The following is a 20,891-nucleotide window of genomic DNA, read 5'->3' on the forward strand; positions in this document are numbered from 1 at the left end:
ATGTCCCAGGCAGCAAACATCATCATCGCCGACACCCCCCTGCGCTGGCAGGACGTGGTCGCCGTGGCCCGTCACGGTGCGGTGCTGGAACTCTCGGGCCAGGCCTGGGCGCGGATCGACAATGCCCAGGCCATCGTGCAGCGCATCGTCACCAGCGGCGAACGCGCTTACGGCGTGAACACCGGGCTGGGCGCATTGTGCAACGTATCGCTTGCGGGCGAGCAACTGAGCCAGCTGTCGCGCAATACCTTGCTCAGCCACGCCTGTGGCGTCGGCCCGGTACTCAGCGACGAGCAGACCCGCGCGATCATGTGCGCGGCGGTCATCAACTACTGCCACGGCAAATCCGGCCTGCATCCGCAGGTGGTGCAGTCGCTGCTGGCGCTGCTCAACCACGGCATCACGCCGCAAGTACCGTCCCAGGGCTCGGTGGGTTACCTGACCCATATGGCCCATGTCGGCGTGGCGCTGCTGGGTGTCGGTAATGTGAGCTATCGCGGCCAGATCGTCCCGGCGCAACAGGCCCTGGCCGAAGCAGGTTTGCAGCCGGTGGTGCTCGGCGCCAAGGACGGCCTGTGCCTGGTCAACGGCACGCCGTGCATGACCGGCCTGAGCTGCCTGGCCCTGGCCGACGCCCATCATCTGTTGCAATGGGCCGACGTGATCGGCGCCATGAGCTTCGAGGCACAACGCGGCCAGATCGACGCTTTCGACGAAGAAATCATCGCCCTCAAGCCGCACCTGGGCATGCAGCAGGTCGGCAGCAACCTGCGTGCGTTGCTCGATGGCAGTGAAGTGATCGCCAGCAGCAAAGGCATCCGTACCCAGGACGCCCTGAGCCTGCGCTCGATTCCGCAGATCCACGGCGCGGCGCGCGACCAGGTGGAGCACGCGACGCGCCAGATCGAGACCGAACTCAACAGCGCCACCGACAACCCGCTGGTGCTCGGCACGCCGGACCACTACCGCGTGGTGTCCCAGGCCAACCCCCACGGCCAGTCCGTCGCCCTGGCCGCCGACATGCTGGCGATTGCCATGGCCGAAATCGGCTCGGTCGCCGAACGCCGCCTCGACCGCCTGATCAACCCGCACGTCAGCGGCCTGCCGGCGTTCCTGGTGAGCAACCCTGGGGTCAATTCCGGGATGATGATCGTGCAGTACGTCGCCGCCTCACTGTGCGGACAGAACCGCCAGTTGGCGCAACCGGCGGTGCTCGACAACTTCGTCACCTCAGGCCTGCAGGAGGACCACCTGAGCATGGGCACCAACGCTGCGCTCAAGCTGCATCAGTTATTGGCCAACGTCACCCAGATCCTCGCCATCGAGTACCTGCTGGCGGCCCAGGCTTTCGAATTCCTGAAAGACCAACGCTTCGGCGCGGGCACCGATCGCGCCTGGCGCCTGTTGCGTGAAGTGGTGCCGGCCTATGAGCAGGACCGTTGGCTGGCGCCGGATATTGCGAGCGCCGCCAAGGTGCTCAAAGACACCGCATTACCAAATCTGCACTGAACACTTATTTCAAAAGAATAATTCACAAGGAGTATGAATGTGACTGCGCTAAACCTGATTCCAGGCCAACTGAGCCTCGCCCAACTGCGGGCCATCTACCAGCAGCCGGTAACCCTCAGTCTGGATGACAGTGCCTCGGCCCAGATCGAAGCCAGTGTGGCCTGCGTGGAACAGATTCTCGCCGAGAACCGCACCGCCTACGGCATCAACACCGGTTTCGGCCTCCTGGCTTCGACCCGCATCGCCAGTGAAGACCTGGAAAACCTCCAGCGTTCCCTGGTGCTGTCCCACGCCGCCGGCGTCGGTGAGCCGATCAGCGATGCGCTGGTGCGGTTGGTCATGGTGCTCAAGGTCAACAGCCTCAGCCGTGGGTTCTCCGGGATTCGCCGGCAGGTGATCGACGCGCTGATCGCGCTGATCAACGCCGAGGTGTACCCGCATATTCCGTTGAAAGGTTCGGTCGGCGCTTCCGGTGACTTGGCGCCGTTGGCGCACATGTCCCTGGTGCTGCTCGGCGAAGGCAAGGCGCGCTACAAGGGCGAATGGCTGGAGGCCACCGACGCGCTGAAAGTCGCCGGCCTGACGCCGCTGACCCTCGCCGCCAAGGAAGGCCTGGCGCTGCTCAACGGCACCCAGGTGTCCACCGCCTATGCCTTGCGTGGCCTGTTCGAAGGCGAAGACCTGTTTGCCGGCGCCCTGGCCTGCGGCGGTCTTACCGTGGAAGCGGTGCTGGGTTCGCGCTCGCCGTTCGACGCCCGTATTCATGCGGCTCGCGGTCAACGTGGGCAGATCGATTCGGCGGCGGCCTACCGTGACCTGCTGGGTGAGAGCAGCCAGGTGTCGCAGTCGCACCAGAACTGCGACAAGGTCCAGGATCCGTACTCCCTGCGCTGCCAGCCACAAGTCATGGGCGCCTGCCTGACTCAGTTGCGCCAGGCGGCCGAGGTGCTGGTGGTCGAAGCCAACGCCGTGTCCGACAACCCGTTGGTATTTGCCGCTGAGGGTGACGTGATTTCCGGCGGTAACTTCCACGCCGAACCGGTGGCCATGGCGGCTGACAACATGGCCCTGGCCATCGCTGAAATCGGCTCCCTGAGCGAGCGCCGTATCTCGCTGATGATGGACAAGCACATGTCGCAACTGCCGCCGTTCCTGGTGGGCAATGGCGGGGTGAACTCCGGTTTCATGATCGCCCAGGTGACCGCTGCAGCACTCGCCAGCGAGAATAAGGCGTTGGCCCATCCCCATAGCGTCGACAGCATTCCGACGTCCGCCAACCAGGAAGACCACGTGTCGATGGCCCCGGCTGCCGGCAAGCGCCTGTGGGAAATGGCCGAGAACACGCGCGGCATCCTCGCGGTGGAATGGCTGGCCGCATGCCAGGGCCTGGACCTGCGCGAAGGCTTGAAAACCTCGCCGAAACTGGAGAAAGCCCGTGACATCCTGCGCGCCAAAGTAGCGTTCTACGACAAGGACCGCTTCTTCGCCCCGGACATCATCGCCGCCAGCGAACTGCTTGCCAGTCGCTGCCTGAATGAGCTGGTGCCGGCCAAGTTGCTGCCAAGCCTGTAAACGGTTCAGAGGACGGCGTGGCTCGCTGTGGCGAGCGAGCTTGCTCACCACAAAAGCCCGCCGTCCGCAGGCGCACGACTTTCTCAGGATAAAAATAATTAAGGACGAGAAATGCACCAGCAAGAAAAGGGTTTGAAACGCGGGCTAACCGCCCGACATATTCGCTTCATGGCACTCGGTTCCGCGATCGGCACCGGGCTGTTCTACGGTTCCGCCTCGGCCATCCAGATGGCCGGTCCCGCCGTGCTGCTGGCCTACCTGATTGGCGGCGCCGCGGTGTTCATGGTGATGCGCGCCCTCGGCGAAATGGCCGTGCACAACCCGGTTTCCGGCTCCTTCGGCCAATACGCCAGCACCTACCTGGGCCCCTTGGCCGGTTTTATCCTGGGCTGGACCTACGCCTTTGAAATGATCATCGTCTGCCTCGCTGACGTTACCGCCTTCGGCATCTACATGGGCTTCTGGTTTCCCGAAGTCGCGCGTTGGGTCTGGGTGCTCGGCATCGTGTTTTTGATCGGCGGCCTGAACCTGTGCAACGTCAAAGTGTTTGGCGAGATGGAGTTCTGGCTGTCGCTGCTCAAGGTCGGTGCCATCGTCGCGATGATCCTCGGCGGGTTTGGCATCATGCTGTTCGGCATCCATTCGGCCGGCGAAACCCAGGCCAGTGGCCTGAGCAACCTGTGGGCTCACGGCGGCTTCATGCCCAACGGTATCGGCGGCCTGATCGCCTCGTTTGCGGTGGTGATGTTTGCCTTTGGCGGTATCGAAATCATCGGTATCACTGCCGGTGAGGCCAAGGACCCGCAGCGCGTGATCCCCAAGGCGATCAACGCCGTGCCGCTGCGCATCCTGTTGTTCTACGTATTGACGTTGTTTGTCTTGATGGCCATCTACCCGTGGCCGCAGATCGGCAGCCAGGGCAGCCCGTTCGTGCAGATCTTCAGCAACCTCGGGATAGGCTCGGCGGCGACCATCCTCAATATCGTGGTGATTTCGGCGGCCGTGTCGGCGATCAACAGTGACATCTTCGGTGCCGGCCGCATGATGTACGGCCTGGCCCAGCAAGGGCAGGCGCCCAAGGGCTTTGCCCAATTGTCCCGGCAAGGCGTACCGTGGATGACGGTGGTGGTGATGGGCGCCGCCTTGCTCGGCGGTGTACTGCTCAACTACCTGATCCCGGAAAACGTCTTCCTGCTGATCGCGTCGATTGCCACCTTCGCCACCGTATGGGTGTGGCTGATGATCCTGTTCACCCAGGTCGCAATGCGCCGCTCAATGACGAAAGAGCAGGTTGCTGATCTGAAATTCCCGGTGCCGTTCTGGCCCTACGCGCCGGCTGCGGCCATCGTGTTCATGCTGTTTGTGTTTGGCGTGCTCGGTTACTTCCCGGACACCCAGGCGGCCTTGATGGTCGGTGCGGTGTGGATCGTGTTGCTGGTCGTTGCCTACCTGCTGTGGGTCAAGCCCGCTGCGGGGCAAGCAGCCAAGGTCGATTACGACCCGGCTTTGTCTCATCGATAACTTTAGGGAGGCGTTGATGAAAACCCTTTGGCAGCACTGCCACGTCGCAACCATGGCTGGCGGCAAATACTCGATCATCGAGGATGCCGCCATGGTCACCGCCGGTTCGCTCATCGAGTGGATCGGCCCCCGCAGCCAAGCGCCGACGGCGGATTACGCCCAGGTGCATGACCTGCAAGGCGCGTGGGTCACTCCCGGGCTGATCGACTGCCACACCCACACGGTGTTTGGCGGCAACCGCAGCGGCGAATTCGAGCAGCGCCTCGAGGGCGTGAGCTATGCCGACATCGCGGCCAAGGGTGGCGGTATTGCCAGCACCGTGCGTGCCACCCGCGCCGCGACTGAAGATGAACTCTTCGCCAGCGCCCACAAGCGCTTGCGCAGTCTGCTGCGCGACGGCGTGACCACGGTGGAGATCAAGTCCGGTTACGGCCTGGACCTGGCCAACGAGCGCAAGATGTTGCGTGTGGCTCGGCGCCTTGGCGAAGCGCTGCCGGTCAGCGTGCGCGCCACGTGCCTGGCGGCCCATGCGTTGCCGCCGGAGTACAAGGATCGCGCCGATGATTACATCGAGCACATCTGCGCCGAGATGCTGCCGGCCTTGGCGGCGGAAGGGCTGGTGGACGCGGTGGATGCGTTCTGCGAATACCTGGCGTTTTCCACCGAGCAGGTGGAGCGCGTGTTCAAGGTCGCCCAGCAACTCGGCCTGCCAGTGAAGCTGCACGCCGAGCAGCTGTCGTCGCTGCACGGCTCCAGCCTGGCGGCGCGTTACCACGCATTGTCGGCGGACCACCTGGAATTCATGACCGAAGAAGACGCCATCGCCATGGCCGCTGCCGGCACCGTCGCCGTCTTGCTGCCGGGCGCGTTCTACTTCCTGCGCGAAACCCAGCTGCCGCCGATGGACGCCCTGCGCAAGCACGGCGTGAAGATCGCCATCGCCAGCGACCTCAACCCCGGCACCTCGCCGGCGCTGTCGGTGCGCCTGATGCTGAACATGGCCTGCACCCTGTTCCGCATGACCCCGGAAGAAGCCCTTGCCGGCGCCACGCAACACGCGGCTACCGCCCTGGGCATGGGCGATACCCATGGTTCGCTGGAAGTCGGCAAGGTCGCGGATTTTGTTGCCTGGCAGATCGATCGCCCCGCGGACCTGGCCTACTGGCTGGGCGGCGAACTGGATAAACGCGTCGTGCGCCACGGCGTTGATGTCACTGTATAAGGAGCACTGTTGTGGATAAGGTTCTGAACTTCAAACAAGGCCGCGTACCACTGCTGATCAGCATGCCCCACGCCGGCCTGCGCCTGACGCCTGTGGTGGAAGCCGGGCTGATCCCCGAGGCGCAAAGCCTGCCGGACACCGACTGGCACATCCCCACGTTGTATGACTTTGCCGAAGAGCTGGGCGCCAGCACCCTGTCGGCGGAGTACTCGCGGTTCGTCATCGACTTGAACCGGCCTTCGGACGACAAGCCTTTGTACGCGGGGGCTACCACTGGCCTGTACCCGGCGACGCTGTTCGACGGTGTGCCGTTGTTCCGCGAAGGGCTGGAGCCGAGCGAGACCGAACGTGCCAGCTATCTGCAAAAAATCTGGGGCCCTTACCACCGCACGTTGCAAGAGGAACTGGCACGGCTCAAGGCCGAGTTCGGCTATGCGCTGCTGTTCGATGCGCACTCGATACGCTCGGTGATCCCGCACCTGTTCGACGGCAAACTCCCGGACTTCAACCTCGGCACCTTCAACGGCGCGGCCTGTGACCCTGAGCTGGCCAGCCAGCTGGAAGCCATCTGCGCCGAGCATCCGCAGTACACCCACGTGCTCAACGGACGCTTCAAGGGTGGGCATATCACCCGCCATTACGGCAATCCGGCGCAGGATATCCATGCCGTGCAGTTGGAGTTGTGCCAGAGCACGTATATGGAAGAGGTCGAGCCATTCCGTTATCGCCCGGATCTGGCCGAGCCGACGCAAGTGGTGTTGAAGCAGTTGCTGGAAGGCTTGCTGGCGTGGGGGCGCAAGCGCTACGGGTGACGAACGGTTGCCCCTGTGCAACTAAACAGTCGCCACAGAGATCCCGGTTTGCTGCGCGACAGCGCTACGTCGAAGAGGTCGTGGAGCCTCCCACCTTGAACCTGCTGTGCCTGCGCCGTTGTATCCGGGCAAAGGCCGGGTCCACGGCTGTTTACGCGCGCGCGGCCAGGCTTCGGAGGTGGATCGGCTGTACGCTTATCTGCGGGGCGGTCTCAGGAGCGAACGACTGACACAGCTCTAAGCGCTCAAGGACATGCTGATTGCACAATTCGGGTTTATAGTGCCAGACGGCAAAATAAAAGACGTCCCCCCAGGGATGAACCCGACCCCCTACGGAGCGCGCAATGCAGACTTGGTACCCGCAGATCAAACCCTACGCCCGGCACGATCTGGCCGTCGATGACACCCACACGCTCTACGTCGATGAAAGTGGCTCCCCCGAAGGCTTGCCTGTCGTATTCATCCACGGTGGCCCTGGTGCCGGTTGCGATGCCCAGAGCCGCTGCTACTTCGATCCCAACCTGTACCGCATCGTTACCTTCGACCAGCGTGGCTGCGGCCGCTCCACCCCGCGCGCCAGCCTGGAAAACAACACCACCTGGGACCTAGTGGCCGACCTTGAGCGTATCCGCGAACATCTGGGCATCGATAAATGGGTGCTGTTCGGCGGCTCCTGGGGCTCGACCCTGGCCCTGGCCTACGCGCAAACCCACCCCGAGCGTGTGCATGGCCTGATCGTGCGCGGCATTTTCCTCGCCCGCCCGCAGGACATCGAATGGTTCTACCAGGCCGGTGCGAGCCGCCTGTTCCCGGATTACTGGCAGGACTACATCGCGCCAATCCCGGCCGATGAGCGTCACGACATGATCGCGGCCTACCACAAGCGCCTGACCGGCAACGACCAGATCGCCCAGATGCACGCGGCCAAGGCCTGGTCCGGCTGGGAAGGGCGCATGCTGGGCCTGTGCCCGAGCCCGCAGCATGTGGAGCGTTTTTCCGAGCCGCAACGCGCGCTGTCCATTGCGCGCATCGAGTGCCACTACTTCACCAACAACTCCTTCCTGGAGCCCAACCAGCTGATTCGCGATATGCACAAGATCGCCCATCTGCCTGGCGTAATCATCCATGGCCGCTACGATATGATCTGCCCTCTGGATAACGCCTGGGAGCTGCATCAGGCGTGGCCGAACAGCGAACTGCAGGTCATCCGTGAAGCGGGCCATGCGGCGTCCGAGCCCGGTATTACCGATGCCCTGGTACGCGCGACCGGCGAAATGGCCCGGCGCCTGCTTGATCTGCCGCCAGAAGAAGCATGAAGGGCTTGCTGCAACGGGTGCGCGGCGCCCGGGTCGAAGTGGCGGGCGAAATTGTCGGGGCGATCGACCAGGGTTTGCTGGTGCTGGTGGCCGTCGAACCTTCAGATACGCCAGAGAGCGCCGACAAACTGCTGCACAAGCTGCTTAACTACCGGGTGTTCAGCGACGACGAGGGCAAGATGAACCTGTCGTTGAAGGATATCGATGGGGGATTGCTGCTGGTGTCGCAGTTCACCCTGGCGGCGGATACCAAGAGCGGCCTGCGGCCGAGCTTCTCCACTGCCGCCCCGCCAGCCCTCGGAGCAGCGCTTTTTGATCGCTTGCTGTTACAAGCGCAACAATTGCATGGCAAGGTGGCGTCGGGGCGTTTTGGCGCGGATATGCAGGTGCATTTGGTCAATGATGGCCCTGTGACCTTTCTCTTACAGACATGAATGTATTAAAAACGACGTTAATGCCCAAAAACGTAGGGTTTCGCTACAAATACTTCGTTGTCCCTGATGCGTTGTCTCGCGGGCTACTAGATAATCGCGCGCTACGGGGATCAGCGTTGTTTGGTCCATTTTTGACTTAGGTAGAGACTTGTCCGACGGCCTCAGGGGAATCATTTTGACCCAGGGGAGTCGGAACAATGCTCGCCAACCTGGCATATAGATAGCTGGCCGTTGGTTTTTTGATCTGTTTTCGGCGAGGGTTGCTCGTGATTGTTAGTCCCTGTAATGCACCAAAATTGTCTGCCAAACGGTTACGAAACGCACTGGTGACGGGCTCTGCCCTGTTTTGCCTGTTCGGCGCGGGTCAACTGTGGGCATTCAGTCTGGATGATGTGTCGGCCAAGGCAAAAGAGCTGGCCGGGCAGAAATACGAAGCTCCGCGCAGCAATCTGCCGAACGAATTCCGCGAAATGAAGTTCGCGGACTACCAGAAGATTCGTTTCCGCAACGAAAAAGCCGAATGGGCCGATCAAAACACCCCGTTCAAGCTGTCCTTCTATCACCAGGGTATGCATTTCGATACACCGGTGAAAATCAACGAAGTCACCGCTGACAGCGTCCAGGAAATCAAATACGACCCGACGCGCTTCGATTTCGGCGACGTCAAGTTTGATCCTAAAGCCACCGAACAGCTGGGTTATGCGGGCTTTCGTGTGCTGTTCCCGATCAACAAGGCTGACAAGCAAGACGAAATCATGACCATGCTCGGCGCCAGCTATTTCCGCGTAGTCGGCAAGGACCAGGTCTATGGCCTGTCCGCCCGTGGCATGGCGATCGATACCGCGCTGCCGTCAGGCGAAGAGTTCCCGCGTTTCACCGAGTTCTGGATCGAGCGTCCAAAGCCGGGTGACAAGCACCTGGTGATCTTCGCCTTGCTCGATTCCCCACGTGCGACCGGCGCCTATCGCCTGATCCTGCGTCCGGGTACCGACACGGTTGTCGATGTGAAATCCCAGATGTTCCTGCGCGACAAGGTCAGCAAACTGGGCGTTGCACCGCTGACGAGCATGTTCCTGTTCGGTGCTAACCAGCCGTCCAAGGTGCTCAACTATCGTCGCGAGCTCCACGATTCCAGCGGCCTGTCGATCCATGCCGGCAACGGCGAGTGGATCTGGCGTCCCCTGAACAACCCTAAACACCTGTCGGTCAGCAACTTCACCGTGGAGAACCCGCGTGGGTTCGGCCTGCTTCAACGCGGTCGCAACTTCAGCCACTACGAAGACCTCGACGACAACTACGACAAGCGCCCAAGCGCCTGGATCGAGCCTGAAGGCGATTGGGGCAAGGGCTCCGTCGACCTGGTCGAGATTCCGACTGCCGACGAAACCAACGACAACATCGTTGCATTCTGGAGCCCGGCCGAATTGCCGGAAGTCGGCAAGCCGCTCGACATAGCCTATCGCCTGCACTGGACCCTCGACGATGCAGCGTTCCACTCGCCGGACAGCGCCTGGGTCAAGCAGACCCTGCGTTCTACCGGTGACGTGAAGCAATCCAACCTGATCCGTCAGCCGGATGGCAGCGTCGCGTACCTGGTCGACTTCGAAGGCCCGGCCCTGAAAAAACTGCTGCCGGACGCCCCGGTGCGCAGCCAGGTGAGCGTGGGTGACAACGCTGAGCTGGTAGAGAACAGCGTGCGTTACAACGAGCACACCAAAGGCTGGCGCCTGACCCTGCGCATGAAGATCAAGGACGCCGGCAAGCCGACCGAGATGCGTGCAGCCCTGGTACAGGACATCACGCCGCCTGAGCCTGAGAAGGTTTCGACCCAGGTACTCAAGGCTGACAAGGTCTTGGCCAAGCAACACGAGAAACAGGCCAAGAAAGACGCGAAAGACAAGGAAGCCAAGCAGCCAGAAGCTGCCCCAGCCACACCGGAGCCGATCAAGACCGAGCAAGTCCTGACCGAAACCTGGAGCTATCAGTTGCCTGCCGATGAGTAACTCTCAAGTCCAGCCAGAGACTCTGTCCGAGTATCTGGCGCATCTTCCGATGACCGCTGAGCAGCGCGCCGAGTTGGCGGGCTGCACATCCTTCGCCGAGTTGCACGAGCGCTTGTCGTCCAAGGCGTTCGATGCGCCAGTCGACGCCGCCCAGGCTTCGGTTGGCCGCCGGTTGACCCTCAACACCGCCGAGGAACTGCAAGAGGCCGAAATGCTGGCGGTCGACGCCAGTGGCCGCGTGTGCCTCAAGGCCACGCCGCCGATTCGGCGCACTCGCGTGGTCCCAGAACCGTGGCGCACCAATATCCTGGTGCGCGGTTGGCGTCGGATTACCGGTCGCAGCAACCCGCCGGCGCCGCCGAAGGACGAGCGCGTATTGCCGGCCGCCCGCTGGCGTACCGTGGGTTCGATACGTCGATACATCCTGCTGGTGCTGATGCTCGGCCAGACCATCGTGGCTGGCTGGTACATGAAGGGCATCATGCCGTACCAGGGCTGGTCGCTGGTCGACTTCGACGAGATCCGCAACCAGACGCTGCTGCAAACCGCCACCCAGGTACTGCCTTACGCCCTGCAAACCAGCATCCTGATCATGTTCGGGATCTTGTTCTGCTGGGTCTCGGCCGGTTTCTGGACCGCGTTGATGGGCTTCCTCGAACTGCTCACCGGCCACGATAAATACCGGATTTCCGGTAAAAGCGCTGGCGACGAGCCGATCCCGAAAGACGCGCGCACCGCGTTGGTCATGCCGATCTGCAACGAAGACGTGCCGCGAGTATTCGCAGGTTTGCGTGCGACGTTCGAATCGGTGGCCGCTACGGGTGACCTCGATCGTTTCGACTTCTTCGTGCTCAGCGACAGCAACGACGCCGACATCTGCATCGCCGAGCAGCAAGCCTGGCTCGACGTGTGCCGTGAGGCGGGTGGCTTCGGCAAGATCTTCTACCGCCGCCGTCGCCGTCGCGTGAAACGCAAAAGCGGCAACCTCGACGACTTCTGCCGTCGCTGGGGTGGTGACTATAAGTACATGGTCGTTCTCGACGCCGACTCCGTGATGAGCGGCGAATGCCTGACCAGCCTGGTGCGCCTGATGGAAGCCACGCCGGATGCCGGGATTATCCAGACCGCGCCACGTGCGTCGGGCATGGACACCCTGTATGCGCGCATGCAGCAGTTCGCCACCCGCGTGTACGGCCCGCTGTTTACCGCCGGCCTGCACTTCTGGCAGCTGGGGGAATCCCACTACTGGGGTCACAACGCGATCATCCGCATGAAGCCGTTTATCGAGCACTGCGCCTTGGCGCCATTGCCGGGTAAAGGTGCATTCGCCGGTTCCATCCTGTCCCACGACTTCGTTGAAGCAGCGCTGATGCGCCGTGCCGGCTGGGGCGTGTGGATTGCCTACGACCTGCCGGGCAGCTACGAAGAACTGCCGCCGAACCTGCTGGATGAACTCAAGCGTGACCGTCGCTGGTGCCACGGCAACCTGATGAACTTCCGCCTGTTCCTGGTCAAGGGCATGCACCCGGTGCACCGCGCGGTGTTCCTGACCGGCGTGATGTCCTACCTGTCGGCGCCGTTGTGGTTCCTGTTCCTGGTGTTGTCCACGGCCTTGCTGGCGGTCAACACGCTGATGGAACCGCAGTACTTCATGGCGCCACGCCAGTTGTACCCGCTGTGGCCGCAGTGGCATCCGGACAAGGCGGTGGCGCTGTTCTCCACCACCATCGTGCTGCTGTTCCTGCCGAAATTGCTGAGCATCATCCTGATCTGGGCCAAGGGCGCGAAAGAGTTCGGTGGCAAGTTCAAGGTAACGATGTCGATGCTGCTGGAGATGCTGTTCTCCATGCTGCTGGCGCCGGTGCGGATGATTTTCCACACCCGTTTCGTGCTCGCCGCGTTCCTCGGCTGGGCCGCGACCTGGAACTCGCCGCAGCGTGATGACGACTCTACTCCGTGGGGCGAAGCGATCAAGCGTCACGGCACACAGACCTTGCTGGGCTTCTTCTGGGCACTGCTGGTGGTGTGGTTGAACCCGAGCTTCCTGTGGTGGCTGGTACCGATCGTGGGTTCGCTGATGCTGTCGATCCCGGTGTCGGTGATCTCCAGTCGGGTCAACCTTGGCTTGAAGTCCCGCGATGAGAGCCTGTTCCTGATTCCTGAGGAATACAATCCGCCGCAGGCACTGCTGTCCACCGACAAGTACACCCACGAAAACCGTTGGCACGCGCTGAACGACGGCTTTGTGCGCTCGGTGGTCGACCCGCAGCAGAACGCCCTGGCCTGTGCCCTGGCGACCTCGCGTCACGGTCAGGCCGAGCCGATCGAGTACCTGCGTACCGAACGCGTGCGTCACGCATTGAAAGTCGGCCCTGCCGGCCTCAACAACGGCGAACGCCTGGCGTTGCTCAGCGACCCGGTGGCCTTGGCCCGCTTGCACGAGTTGGTCTGGAGCGAGGCGCATGCCGAGTGGCTGGCCGCTTGGCGTAACTCGATCAAAGCCGATCCGCACGCGCCGTTGCTGCCGTTGCAACCGCTGTCGTCCCAGGCCCAACCGGCCTGATTCAGACACCCCCGAGGGCTCACCTCGGGGGTGTTCGAAGCGCTGGTCCTACAGCGTTTCACGCCACTTCTTTATTGTCCTAACTCCTTGTTATTTCGAAACAAAAGACCCTTGTTCGAGGCGTATTTACGCACCCGCGAGTGGGGTAGGATCGCCCCCCAAATTTGACTCGGTCACAGGGGGATTCATGATCAAAAGGTATTGTTTGGCATTGCTGATCGGCGTTGTCGGATTGATTCACAGTGGTCTGGTGCAGGCCGGCGCCATCGACGACGCTGTTCGGCGCGGTGTGCTGAAAGTCGGCACCACGCCCACCTACGTACCCTTTGAAATGACCGACAGACAGGGGCGCGTCGTTGGCTTTGAAGTCGACCTGCTCAAGGTCATGAGCCAGGCCCTGGGTGTGGAACTCGAATTGGTCACTGTGCCCTATACCGAACTGTTGCCGGGCCTGAAGGCGAAAAAGTTCGACCTGATCGGCAGCGGCATGACCGTCACCCAGGAGCGCAACCTGAATCTGAATTTCAGCGACTCCTTTATCGTGGTGGGCCAAACTGTGCTGCTACACCCCAGCCTGACCGGCAAGGTCACCAGTGTCGAAGACCTGGACGACGCCACTTACCGTGTCACCACCGTTGAAGGCACCACCGGTGAGGCGGCGACGCGACGATTTCTGGGGGCGGCGCGCTTGAGCAGTTTTGCAACGCCACAGGAAGCCGTGCGCCAAGTCGTGAAAGGTAGCGCCGATGCCTTTATTTATGACGCGCCCTACAACCTGATTGCCCTGAGCTTGCCGGAAAACAGCGAGTTGCTGGCGCTTGAACAGCCATTCACTTTTGAACCCTTGGCGTTTGGCGTGCAGAAAGGCGATTTCGACAGCCTCAATTGGATCAACCATTTCCTCAATCAGGTCGCCCAGGACGGAACCTACGATCGCTTGCACGACAAGTGGTTCAAGGACTTGGACTGGATGGTGGAGGTTGACTGGAGGTCATAACTTCTTACACATCAATCCGTTGCCGACGTCGCCGGCGCAGGTGTCTATCTCTGCATTTGGCTGCGCCGTTGTGGGGCCTTTCCGACATACGCAGATAACAATTACCCGGCAAACCTTTGTGACGGGCAATGAGTGGGTTAGGATCGCACCCCGAAATGGTGCAGCCCTTTTGCGCGCCGACCTTATAAGAATCGTTCAGGGGACTTGATGATGAAAAAGTATCTTTCGATGCTGCTGCTCGGCGTCACCGCGCTGGTCGCGGCCAACGCCGCCCAGGCCGGTGCCATCGATGATGCGGTCAAGCGCGGCACGCTGAAAGTCGGCATGGACCCGACCTACATGCCGTTCGAAATGACCGACAAACGTGGCGAAATCATTGGTTTCGAGGTTGATATCCTCAAGGCCATGGCCAAGTCCATGGGGGTCAAGCTGGAGCTGGTTTCCACGGGTTACGACGGCATCATTCCCGCGTTCCTGACCGGCAAGTTCGACATGATCGGTAGCGGCATGACCCTGACGCAGGAACGCAACCTGCGCCTGAACTTCAGCGAACCCTTCATTGTGGTTGGCCAGACCCTGCTGATCCGCAAGGAGCTGGAAGGCACCATCAAGTCCTACAAAGACCTGAACGACGAAAAATACCGCCTGACCTCCAAGCTCGGCACCACCGGCGAGATGGTTGCCAAGAAGCTGATCTCCAAGGCCAAGTACCACGGCTATGACAACGAGCAGGAAGGTGTGCTGGACGTGGTCAACGGCAAGGCCGATGCCTTTGTGTATGACGCGCCGTACAACGTGGTCGCCGAGAAAAAAGTCGGTAACGGCAAGCTGGTGTTCCTCGACGAACCCTTCACCTTTGAACCGTTGGCCTTCGGCCTGAAGAAGGGTGACTACGACAGCATCAACTTCATCAATAACTTCCTGCACCAGATCAAGAACGACGGCACCTACGATCGCATCCATGACAAGTGGTTCAAGAGCTCCGAGTGGCTCAAGGACATGGAATAAGCGGGACTGTTTTCTGTTGTGAGGGGGCTTGATGTGGCAAGCCCGCTCGCCACCTCAGGTGTGCGTGCCACGATTCTTTTGGATGTTGAGTAAATGAAACAGAAAAAAGCCCAATGGCCCTGGCACCTGCTGACCGTAGTCGTGCTGGTCGGCCTGGCCGGCGCCTTGTATTACGCCACCTCGCTGATGTCCTACGAATGGCGTTGGAACCGTGTCCCGCAATACTTCGCCTACCAGGCTGAAGAGTCCCAGCGCGCCGCAGACATCTCCACCGTCGTTGAACTGGTCCGTAAAGGCGATGTGGCCGAAGTCACGCTGCGCAACGATGCCGGCGTCGAGCAACGCGTGAGTGTGGCCGACAACAGCTTGCAAGTGGCGCGCGGCGACGATGTGGCCGAGGGCGATGTCATCGGTGTTAACCGCCACTGGGCATTGGGCCCCTTGATGTGGGGCTTGTGGACCACGTTGTGGCTGTCGGTGGTATCCGGGATCCTCGGCCTGGCGATTGGCCTGGCCACGGGGTTGTGCCGACTCTCCACTAACCCGACCCTGCGCGATCTGTCGACGATCTACGTCGAACTGGTGCGTGGTACGCCGCTGTTGGTGCAGATTTTCATTTTCTACTTCTTTATCGGCACGGTGCTCAACCTGTCCCGGGAGTTTGCCGGGATCGCCGCGCTGTCACTGTTCACGGGCGCGTATGTGGCGGAAATCGTCCGCGCCGGCGTGCAGTCCATCACCCGTGGTCAGAACGAAGCCGCGCGCTCCCTGGGCCTGAGTGCCAGCCAGTCGATGCGTCATGTGGTGCTGCCGCAGGCCTTCAAACGCGTGTTGCCGCCGCTGGCCGGGCAATTTATCAGCCTGGTGAAAGACACCTCGCTGGTCTCGGTGATCGCCATTACCGAACTGCTCAAAAGCGGTCGCGAAGTGATCACCACCTCGTTCTCGCCGTTTGAAATCCTGTTCTGCGTCGCAGGGTTGTACCTGCTGATCAACCTGCCGCTGTCGAAAATGGCCAGCCGGCTTGAGCGGAGGCTCGCCCAAAGTGATTGAAGTCCGCGATCTGGTAAAAGTCTTCGATACCCGTGGGCACGTGGTGCGCGCGGTGGACCATGTGACCACCCAGGTGGCCAAGGGTGAAGTGCTGGTGGTGATCGGCCCGTCCGGCTCCGGCAAGTCCACGTTCCTGCGTTGCCTCAACGGCCTGGAGGAGTTCGATTCGGGTTCGGTGAGCATCGACGGCCTGCAACTGGCCGATCCGAAAACCGATGTGAACGCCTATCGCCGTGAAGTCGGCATGGTGTTCCAGCACTTCAACCTGTTCCCCCACATGACCGTGTTGGAAAACCTGTGCCTGGCGCAAAAAGTCGTGCGCAAGCGCGGCAAGAAGGAGCGCGAAGCCAAGGCCCTGGCGCTGCTGGAAAAGGTCGGCATTGCGCAGAAAGCCAACGAGTTTCCATCACGGCTTTCCGGCGGACAGCAACAGCGCGTGGCGATTGCCCGGGCGTTGGCGATGGAGCCCAAGGTGATGTTGTTCGACGAACCCACCTCGGCCCTCGATCCGGAAATGGTCGGCGAAGTGCTGGATGTCATGAAGACCCTGGCCCTTGAAGGCATGACCATGGTCTGCGTCACCCACGAGATGGGCTTTGCCCGTGAAGTGGCGGATCGGGTGCTGTTCTTCGATCACGGCAAATTGCTGGAAGATGCAGCTCCGGCCGAGTTCTTCGCGGCGCCCAAAGATCCACGGGCCCAGGCGTTCCTGCGTCAGGTTCTATAAGGCCCAGGTCTTTGAAAGCGGGGAGCGTCACACCTTGAACCTCCCCACGCACTGCTGCAAATCCGTTCCCAGTCGCGCCAGTTCGATACTGGCCGCCGCCGTCTGTGCGCTGGCGGCGGCGGTTTGCTCCGAGGCGTCGCGGACTTTCAACACACTGCGATTGATCTCTTCGGCCACTGCGCTTTGCTCCTCTGCCGCTGCGGCGATCTGCGGGTTCATTTCCTGGATGACCGCCACCGTGCGGGCGATCTCCGTGAGGGAGTCCCCAGCGTTGCGGGCCAGGCCGACGCTGTTCTCGGTCAGGGTGCGGCTGTAGTCCATGATGTCGGCTACCTGTTGTGTACCGCTGTGCAGGCCTCCAATCAGCTCTTCGATTTCCTCTGCGGATTGCTGGGTGCGTTGGGCGAGACCGCGCACCTCATCGGCGACCACCGCAAATCCTTGACCGGCTTCGCCGGCCCGTGCGGCTTCTATCGCGGCATTGAACGCCAGCAGGTTGGTCTGCTGTGAAACCGACTTGATCACGTCCAGCACACTGCTGATTTTCTGGCTTTCCCTTTGCAGGCCCAGCATGGCTTGGCCTGCGCGCGCCATTTCATGGGCCAGGTGCTCAATTTGCGCCACCGCATCGGTCACGACCTGGTCACCCAGTTCAGTCTGTTGATTGGCCTCGCCAGCCGCGATCGAAGCCTGCTCGGCATGGCGCGCGACCTCTTGGGCGGTGGCGAGCATCTGGTTCATCGCGGTGGCGACCTGCTCGGTTTCATCGCGCTGATCATTTACGCCTGCGCGAGTTTGTTCGGTCACGGTGGAAAGCTCTTCGGCGGCGCTGGCGATTTGTCGCGCGTTGTCGCTGATGTTGCCGATCAGCCCCCGCAGGTTAAGCGTCATTTCGCTCATGCTCCTTTGCAACTGGCCCAATTCATCCCGGCGTCGGGTCTGCACATCGTGGCTCAAGTCGCCCTGGGCAATGCGATTGGCCACTGTCAGCGCCTTGCGCAACGGCCTGACGATCTGCCCGGCGATCAGCCAGGCGGCCAGGGTGCCGAAGAGCAACGCGGCGCCAGTAACCCCCAGGGTCTGGGTGCGGGCTTGCTCGGCTTCATTGTCGCGGCGTTGGGTCTGGTCCTGGCTCAGCAGATCGCTTTGCCCGAGCAGTTGGTCCAGCTGCTGCTCCAACTGGTTTTGCGTGTTCTCGGTGGCGAGCTGGGTTTCCTTCAGGCGTGTCAGGTGGGTGCGAATGCTGAGCACGGCATTTTTCAGCGTGCTGCTATCGACCGGCAGTTTGGCCACGGCCGCCTGAGCGGTTTCGAGGTTGCGTTCGGCGTCGCTGACGGCCTGGGCGTAGGCATCCAGCGAACTGGCGGCCCAGGCGGCGCTCTGGGCGCGATCTTCGGCCTGTTCGATGGCCTGGCGCAGGTCTTCGATGGCATCCAGGGCCTTGGTGTCCTCCTGGTCCGGCAGATCGCTTGCCAGTTGTGCCAGCACATCGCCGGTTCGCGCGCTGCTCTGCTTGAGTTGCTCTCGGGCATTTTCGCGTTGCTCGACCAGCGAGGGCACATCCTTGAGGGTGGTTTTGAAACTCGCACTGATGCGGGCCATCTCCTTCAGGTACTCAATGGATTTTGGCGCTTTTAGCCGTGGCGAAAGCTCCACCAGCAGTCCGTCGATCTTTACCGTGCTCACGCTCAACTTATTGAAGCTGGCGCTATCGTCCAGGGTGCGGTAAACGATCCTGTCGGCCCGCAGTTCTTCGCCAGTCACCGCCAATTGCGCGAGCACTGTCAGTGTTTGCGAGCGGTAAAGGGATGCAGCCAGCGCCTGCCAGCCAGTCACGGCAATCACAAGGCTCAACGCCAGGACCAGGGAGAAGCCCAGGACCAGTTTGAGGGTGACACTGGCGTCACCGAGCAGGTGAGTCATTCGACGAAGCATGATTAACCTCCGACAAGTGAACAGTGAGCGTTCTCAAGGTGCGCAGGCACGTTGAGCTGAGTGAAACGCTAGTTCTCTTGGCGCAGGAATGAGGCTGATAAACGCGTAGGAAATTTCACAGGCTGCAGGCGGCGACCCAGGGCAGGTCGCCGCGCGGGGAAGGGGTCAGATCCGGAAACGGCCAACCAGTGTTTGCAGATGGGTGCCCAGGCGCGCCAGCTCGGTACTCGACGCGGCGGTCTCTTCGCTGGCCGCCGCCGTCTGTTCCGAGATATCGCGCACATTCAACACGCTGCGGTTGATCTCTTCAGCCACGGCGCTTTGCTGCTCGGCGGCGGTGGCGATCTGGGAGTTCATCGCCTGGATGGTTGAGACCGTACGAGTGATGTTCTCCAGGGTGGTGCCGGCGCGGCGAGTCAGCTCGACACTGCTGTCGGTGAGGCCACGGCTATTGTCCATGATGTTCGCCACCTGCTGGGTGCCGCTTTGCAGGCCGACAATCAGCTCTTCGATTTCTTCGGTGGACTTTTGGGTGCGCTGGGCCAGGCTGCGCACTTCATCGGCCACCACTGCGAAACCGCGTCCGGCTTCACCGGCACGCGCGGCTTCAATCGCCGCGTTCAGGGCCAGCAGGTTGGTTTGCTGTGCCACCGACTTGATCACGTCGAGCACGCTGCCGATCTTGTCGCTTTCGCGTTTGAGATGGCCCATGGCCTCGGTGGAGTTACCCACTTCGGTGGCCAGGCGTTCGATCTGGGCGATGGCTTCGCCGACGACCTTGTCGCCTTCGCGCGCCTGCTGGTCTGCGGCCAGGGCGGCTTCAGAGGCTTCCTCGGCGTTGCGTGCCACTTCCTGCACGGTGGCGGCCATTTCATTCATGGCGGTGGCCACCTGGTCGGTCTCGACCTTCTGGCTGTTGACCCCGGCGCTGGTCTGTTCGGTCACCGCCGACAGCTGTTCGGCGGCGCTGGCGATCTGGGTGACGCCGTCGCTGATGCCGCCGATCAACTCGCGCAGGCCCACCGTCATGCTTTGCATGGCGCGTTGCAGTTGCCCCAGCTCATCCTGGCGCAGTGAAATGAGGTCTTGGCTCAGGTCGCCTGAAGCTACGCGTTCTGCAACTTTGAGGGTCTGGTTCAGCGGGAGGATGATCTGCCGCGTGATGGCCCAGGCAGCGACCAGTCCGAAGATCAACGCGAGCGCGGTGGCCAGCAGCAACAGGTTCTTGGCCTGCGCCGCGTCGGTATCGCGCACGACGGTTTGGGAGAGGGTCAGTTTTTTACTGCGGTCGAGCAGGATATCGCCCTGTTCGCCCATCTTTTTCATGGCCGCGGCAGTCGTCACCTGGGAGTCACGGTATTGGCTGACAGCGGCGCGATAGGCCTGCAGCGACACGCTGGCCTGTTGCAGGTTGGTTGCGTATTGCTCAGGCAACGTACCGTTGAGGGCGGCGATTTTCTTCAGGGCATTGTCGATGGCGTCCAACGCCGGCTGTTCGGCTTCAACCTTGCCGCTGTAGGTGTAGCCGCGCACCTGGAACCGCGCCTGCTGGATCAGCTTGCTCAGCCCGACCACGCTGTCGAACTGGGTAACGCTGTCGCCTTGCAGCAGGGCTTTTTCGATCTCGCTGATCTTGATCACCGCGTTGTCAGCAGTATCGCCCAGCTTGCTGCGGGCGTTTTCGCGGTTGGCGCCGGCCTGAACCATGTCGTCGAATGCGCGCTTGTATTGATCGATGGCTGTCAGCTGCTCGTCCACCAGCAAATTGTCGGCAGGTTGATCGATCAAGGTATCGGCGGTTTTCAGGCCGTTTTGCAGTTTGCCAATCAGCTCGTTGACTTCCGTCGGGCCCTGTTCGCCCCGGCGCATTTCGTAGTCCAGGCGAGCCAGGCGCAGGTCCTTGGTGAGCTCGTTGACGCTGGAAATGTAGCCCAGCTTGTCGCCCCGGCTGATCACGCTGCCCAGGCCGGACCAGCCGGTGAAGGTGATCATCAGGGTCAAGAGTAATACCAAGCCAAAGCCTACGCCCAGCTTGGTTTTGACGCTGACATTCCCCAGTTTCTCGGCTAACCAACGATACATGCTGCGAACTCCCCTGGAACAAGGCTTTGACTTATTCACGGGTTATCGGCCTGCATACGGAATTCTGTAGCGACGCTGTCCCCTGTGGGAGGGGGTTTGCTCCTGATCGCTGTGGGTCAGTCAGCACTTCTGATACT

General features: G+C 61.6%; 15 protein-coding genes and 2 pseudogenes. 14 read left to right on the forward strand and 3 right to left on the reverse strand.

All coding sequences use genetic code 11. The features are described 5' to 3' along the window. The 14 genes and pseudogenes from hutH (AD670_RS29495) to AD670_RS29555 all read left to right on the forward strand — a co-directional run bounded on the left by hutH (AD670_RS29495) (position 1) and on the right by AD670_RS29555 (position 16,737). Positions 1-1,509, forward strand: a complete 1,509-nt coding sequence (gene hutH, locus AD670_RS29495; protein ID WP_053140444.1) for a histidine ammonia-lyase — start codon at positions 1-3, stop codon at positions 1,507-1,509. Between the two features lie 33 nt (positions 1,510-1,542). Then, entirely contained in the window at positions 1,543-3,081 is a 1,539-nt protein-coding gene (gene hutH / locus AD670_RS29500; protein WP_156338343.1) for a histidine ammonia-lyase, read from the forward strand. 111 nt (positions 3,082-3,192) lie between these two features. Then, on the forward strand, positions 3,193-4,602 hold the full coding sequence (locus AD670_RS29505; protein WP_053140447.1) for an amino acid permease: 1,410 nt from the start codon (positions 3,193-3,195) through the stop codon (positions 4,600-4,602). A 16-nt stretch (positions 4,603-4,618) separates the two neighbouring features. Beyond that, positions 4,619-5,824, forward strand: coding sequence for an imidazolonepropionase (hutI, locus tag AD670_RS29510; RefSeq protein ID WP_053140450.1), 1,206 nt, complete (start codon positions 4,619-4,621; stop codon positions 5,822-5,824). 11 nt (positions 5,825-5,835) lie between these two features. Beyond that, positions 5,836-6,636, forward strand: a complete 801-nt coding sequence (hutG, locus tag AD670_RS29515) for an N-formylglutamate deformylase (RefSeq protein WP_053140455.1) — start codon at positions 5,836-5,838, stop codon at positions 6,634-6,636. Positions 6,637-6,742: 106 nt separating this feature from the next. Further along, positions 6,743-6,877 (forward strand): annotated as a pseudogene (locus AD670_RS32125) (alpha/beta hydrolase); the annotation flags it as partial. A 103-nt stretch (positions 6,878-6,980) separates the two neighbouring features. Continuing rightward, positions 6,981-7,952 carry a prolyl aminopeptidase gene (gene pip / locus AD670_RS29520; RefSeq protein WP_027605045.1) on the forward strand — a complete coding sequence of 324 codons (972 nt, stop codon included), beginning with the start codon at positions 6,981-6,983 and terminating at the stop codon, positions 7,950-7,952. After that, positions 7,949-8,386 (forward strand): D-aminoacyl-tRNA deacylase, encoded by a 438-nt coding sequence (gene dtd, locus AD670_RS29525; protein WP_053140458.1) that lies wholly within the window; start codon positions 7,949-7,951, stop codon positions 8,384-8,386. The genes pip and dtd overlap by 4 nt, the downstream gene beginning before the upstream one ends. Before the next feature lie 323 nt (positions 8,387-8,709). Beyond that, entirely contained in the window at positions 8,710-10,389 is a 1,680-nt protein-coding gene (locus AD670_RS29530; protein WP_256243959.1) for a glucan biosynthesis protein G, read from the forward strand. After that, the gene (mdoH, locus tag AD670_RS29535; protein WP_053140461.1) at positions 10,382-12,952 is read left to right on the forward strand and encodes a glucans biosynthesis glucosyltransferase MdoH; all 2,571 of its coding nucleotides are present in this window, start codon (positions 10,382-10,384) and stop codon (positions 12,950-12,952) included. Before AD670_RS29530 ends, mdoH begins: the two co-directional genes overlap by 8 nt. 187 nt (positions 12,953-13,139) lie before the next feature. Then, complete coding sequence (locus tag AD670_RS29540; protein WP_053140464.1) at positions 13,140-13,949, forward strand: transporter substrate-binding domain-containing protein; 810 nt, start codon at positions 13,140-13,142, stop codon at positions 13,947-13,949. Positions 13,950-14,159: 210 nt separating this feature from the next. Further along, positions 14,160-14,957: a transporter substrate-binding domain-containing protein gene (locus AD670_RS29545; protein WP_053140467.1), complete on the forward strand. Its 798-nt coding sequence runs from the start codon at positions 14,160-14,162 to the stop codon at positions 14,955-14,957. Between the two features lie 93 nt (positions 14,958-15,050). After that, positions 15,051-16,010 (forward strand): amino acid ABC transporter permease, encoded by a 960-nt coding sequence (locus AD670_RS29550; RefSeq protein WP_053140470.1) that lies wholly within the window; start codon positions 15,051-15,053, stop codon positions 16,008-16,010. After that, a complete protein-coding gene (locus AD670_RS29555; protein WP_027605038.1) occupies positions 16,003-16,737 on the forward strand; it encodes an amino acid ABC transporter ATP-binding protein in 735 nt (244 codons plus the stop codon). The genes AD670_RS29550 and AD670_RS29555 overlap by 8 nt, the downstream gene beginning before the upstream one ends. A 27-nt stretch (positions 16,738-16,764) precedes the next feature. Here the strand turns inward: AD670_RS29555 and AD670_RS29560 are convergent, their stop codons facing one another. The 3 genes and pseudogenes from AD670_RS29560 to AD670_RS32430 all read right to left on the reverse strand — a co-directional run. Beyond that, positions 16,765-18,672: a methyl-accepting chemotaxis protein gene (locus tag AD670_RS29560; protein ID WP_053140473.1), complete on the reverse strand. Its 1,908-nt coding sequence runs from the start codon at positions 18,670-18,672 to the stop codon at positions 16,765-16,767. Positions 18,673-18,837: 165 nt separating this feature from the next. Next, positions 18,838-19,710, reverse strand: coding sequence for a methyl-accepting chemotaxis protein (locus tag AD670_RS32425; protein ID WP_371263208.1), 873 nt, complete (start codon positions 19,708-19,710; stop codon positions 18,838-18,840). A gap of 33 nt (positions 19,711-19,743) precedes the next feature. Continuing rightward, positions 19,744-20,754: pseudogene (locus AD670_RS32430) on the reverse strand (methyl-accepting chemotaxis protein); the annotation flags it as partial. Positions 20,755-20,891: the final 137 nt, after the last annotated feature.

Origin of the sequence: Pseudomonas sp. MIACH (assembly GCF_001269925.1) — a bacterium.
Taxonomy (GTDB): Bacteria; Pseudomonadota; Gammaproteobacteria; order Pseudomonadales; family Pseudomonadaceae; genus Aquipseudomonas.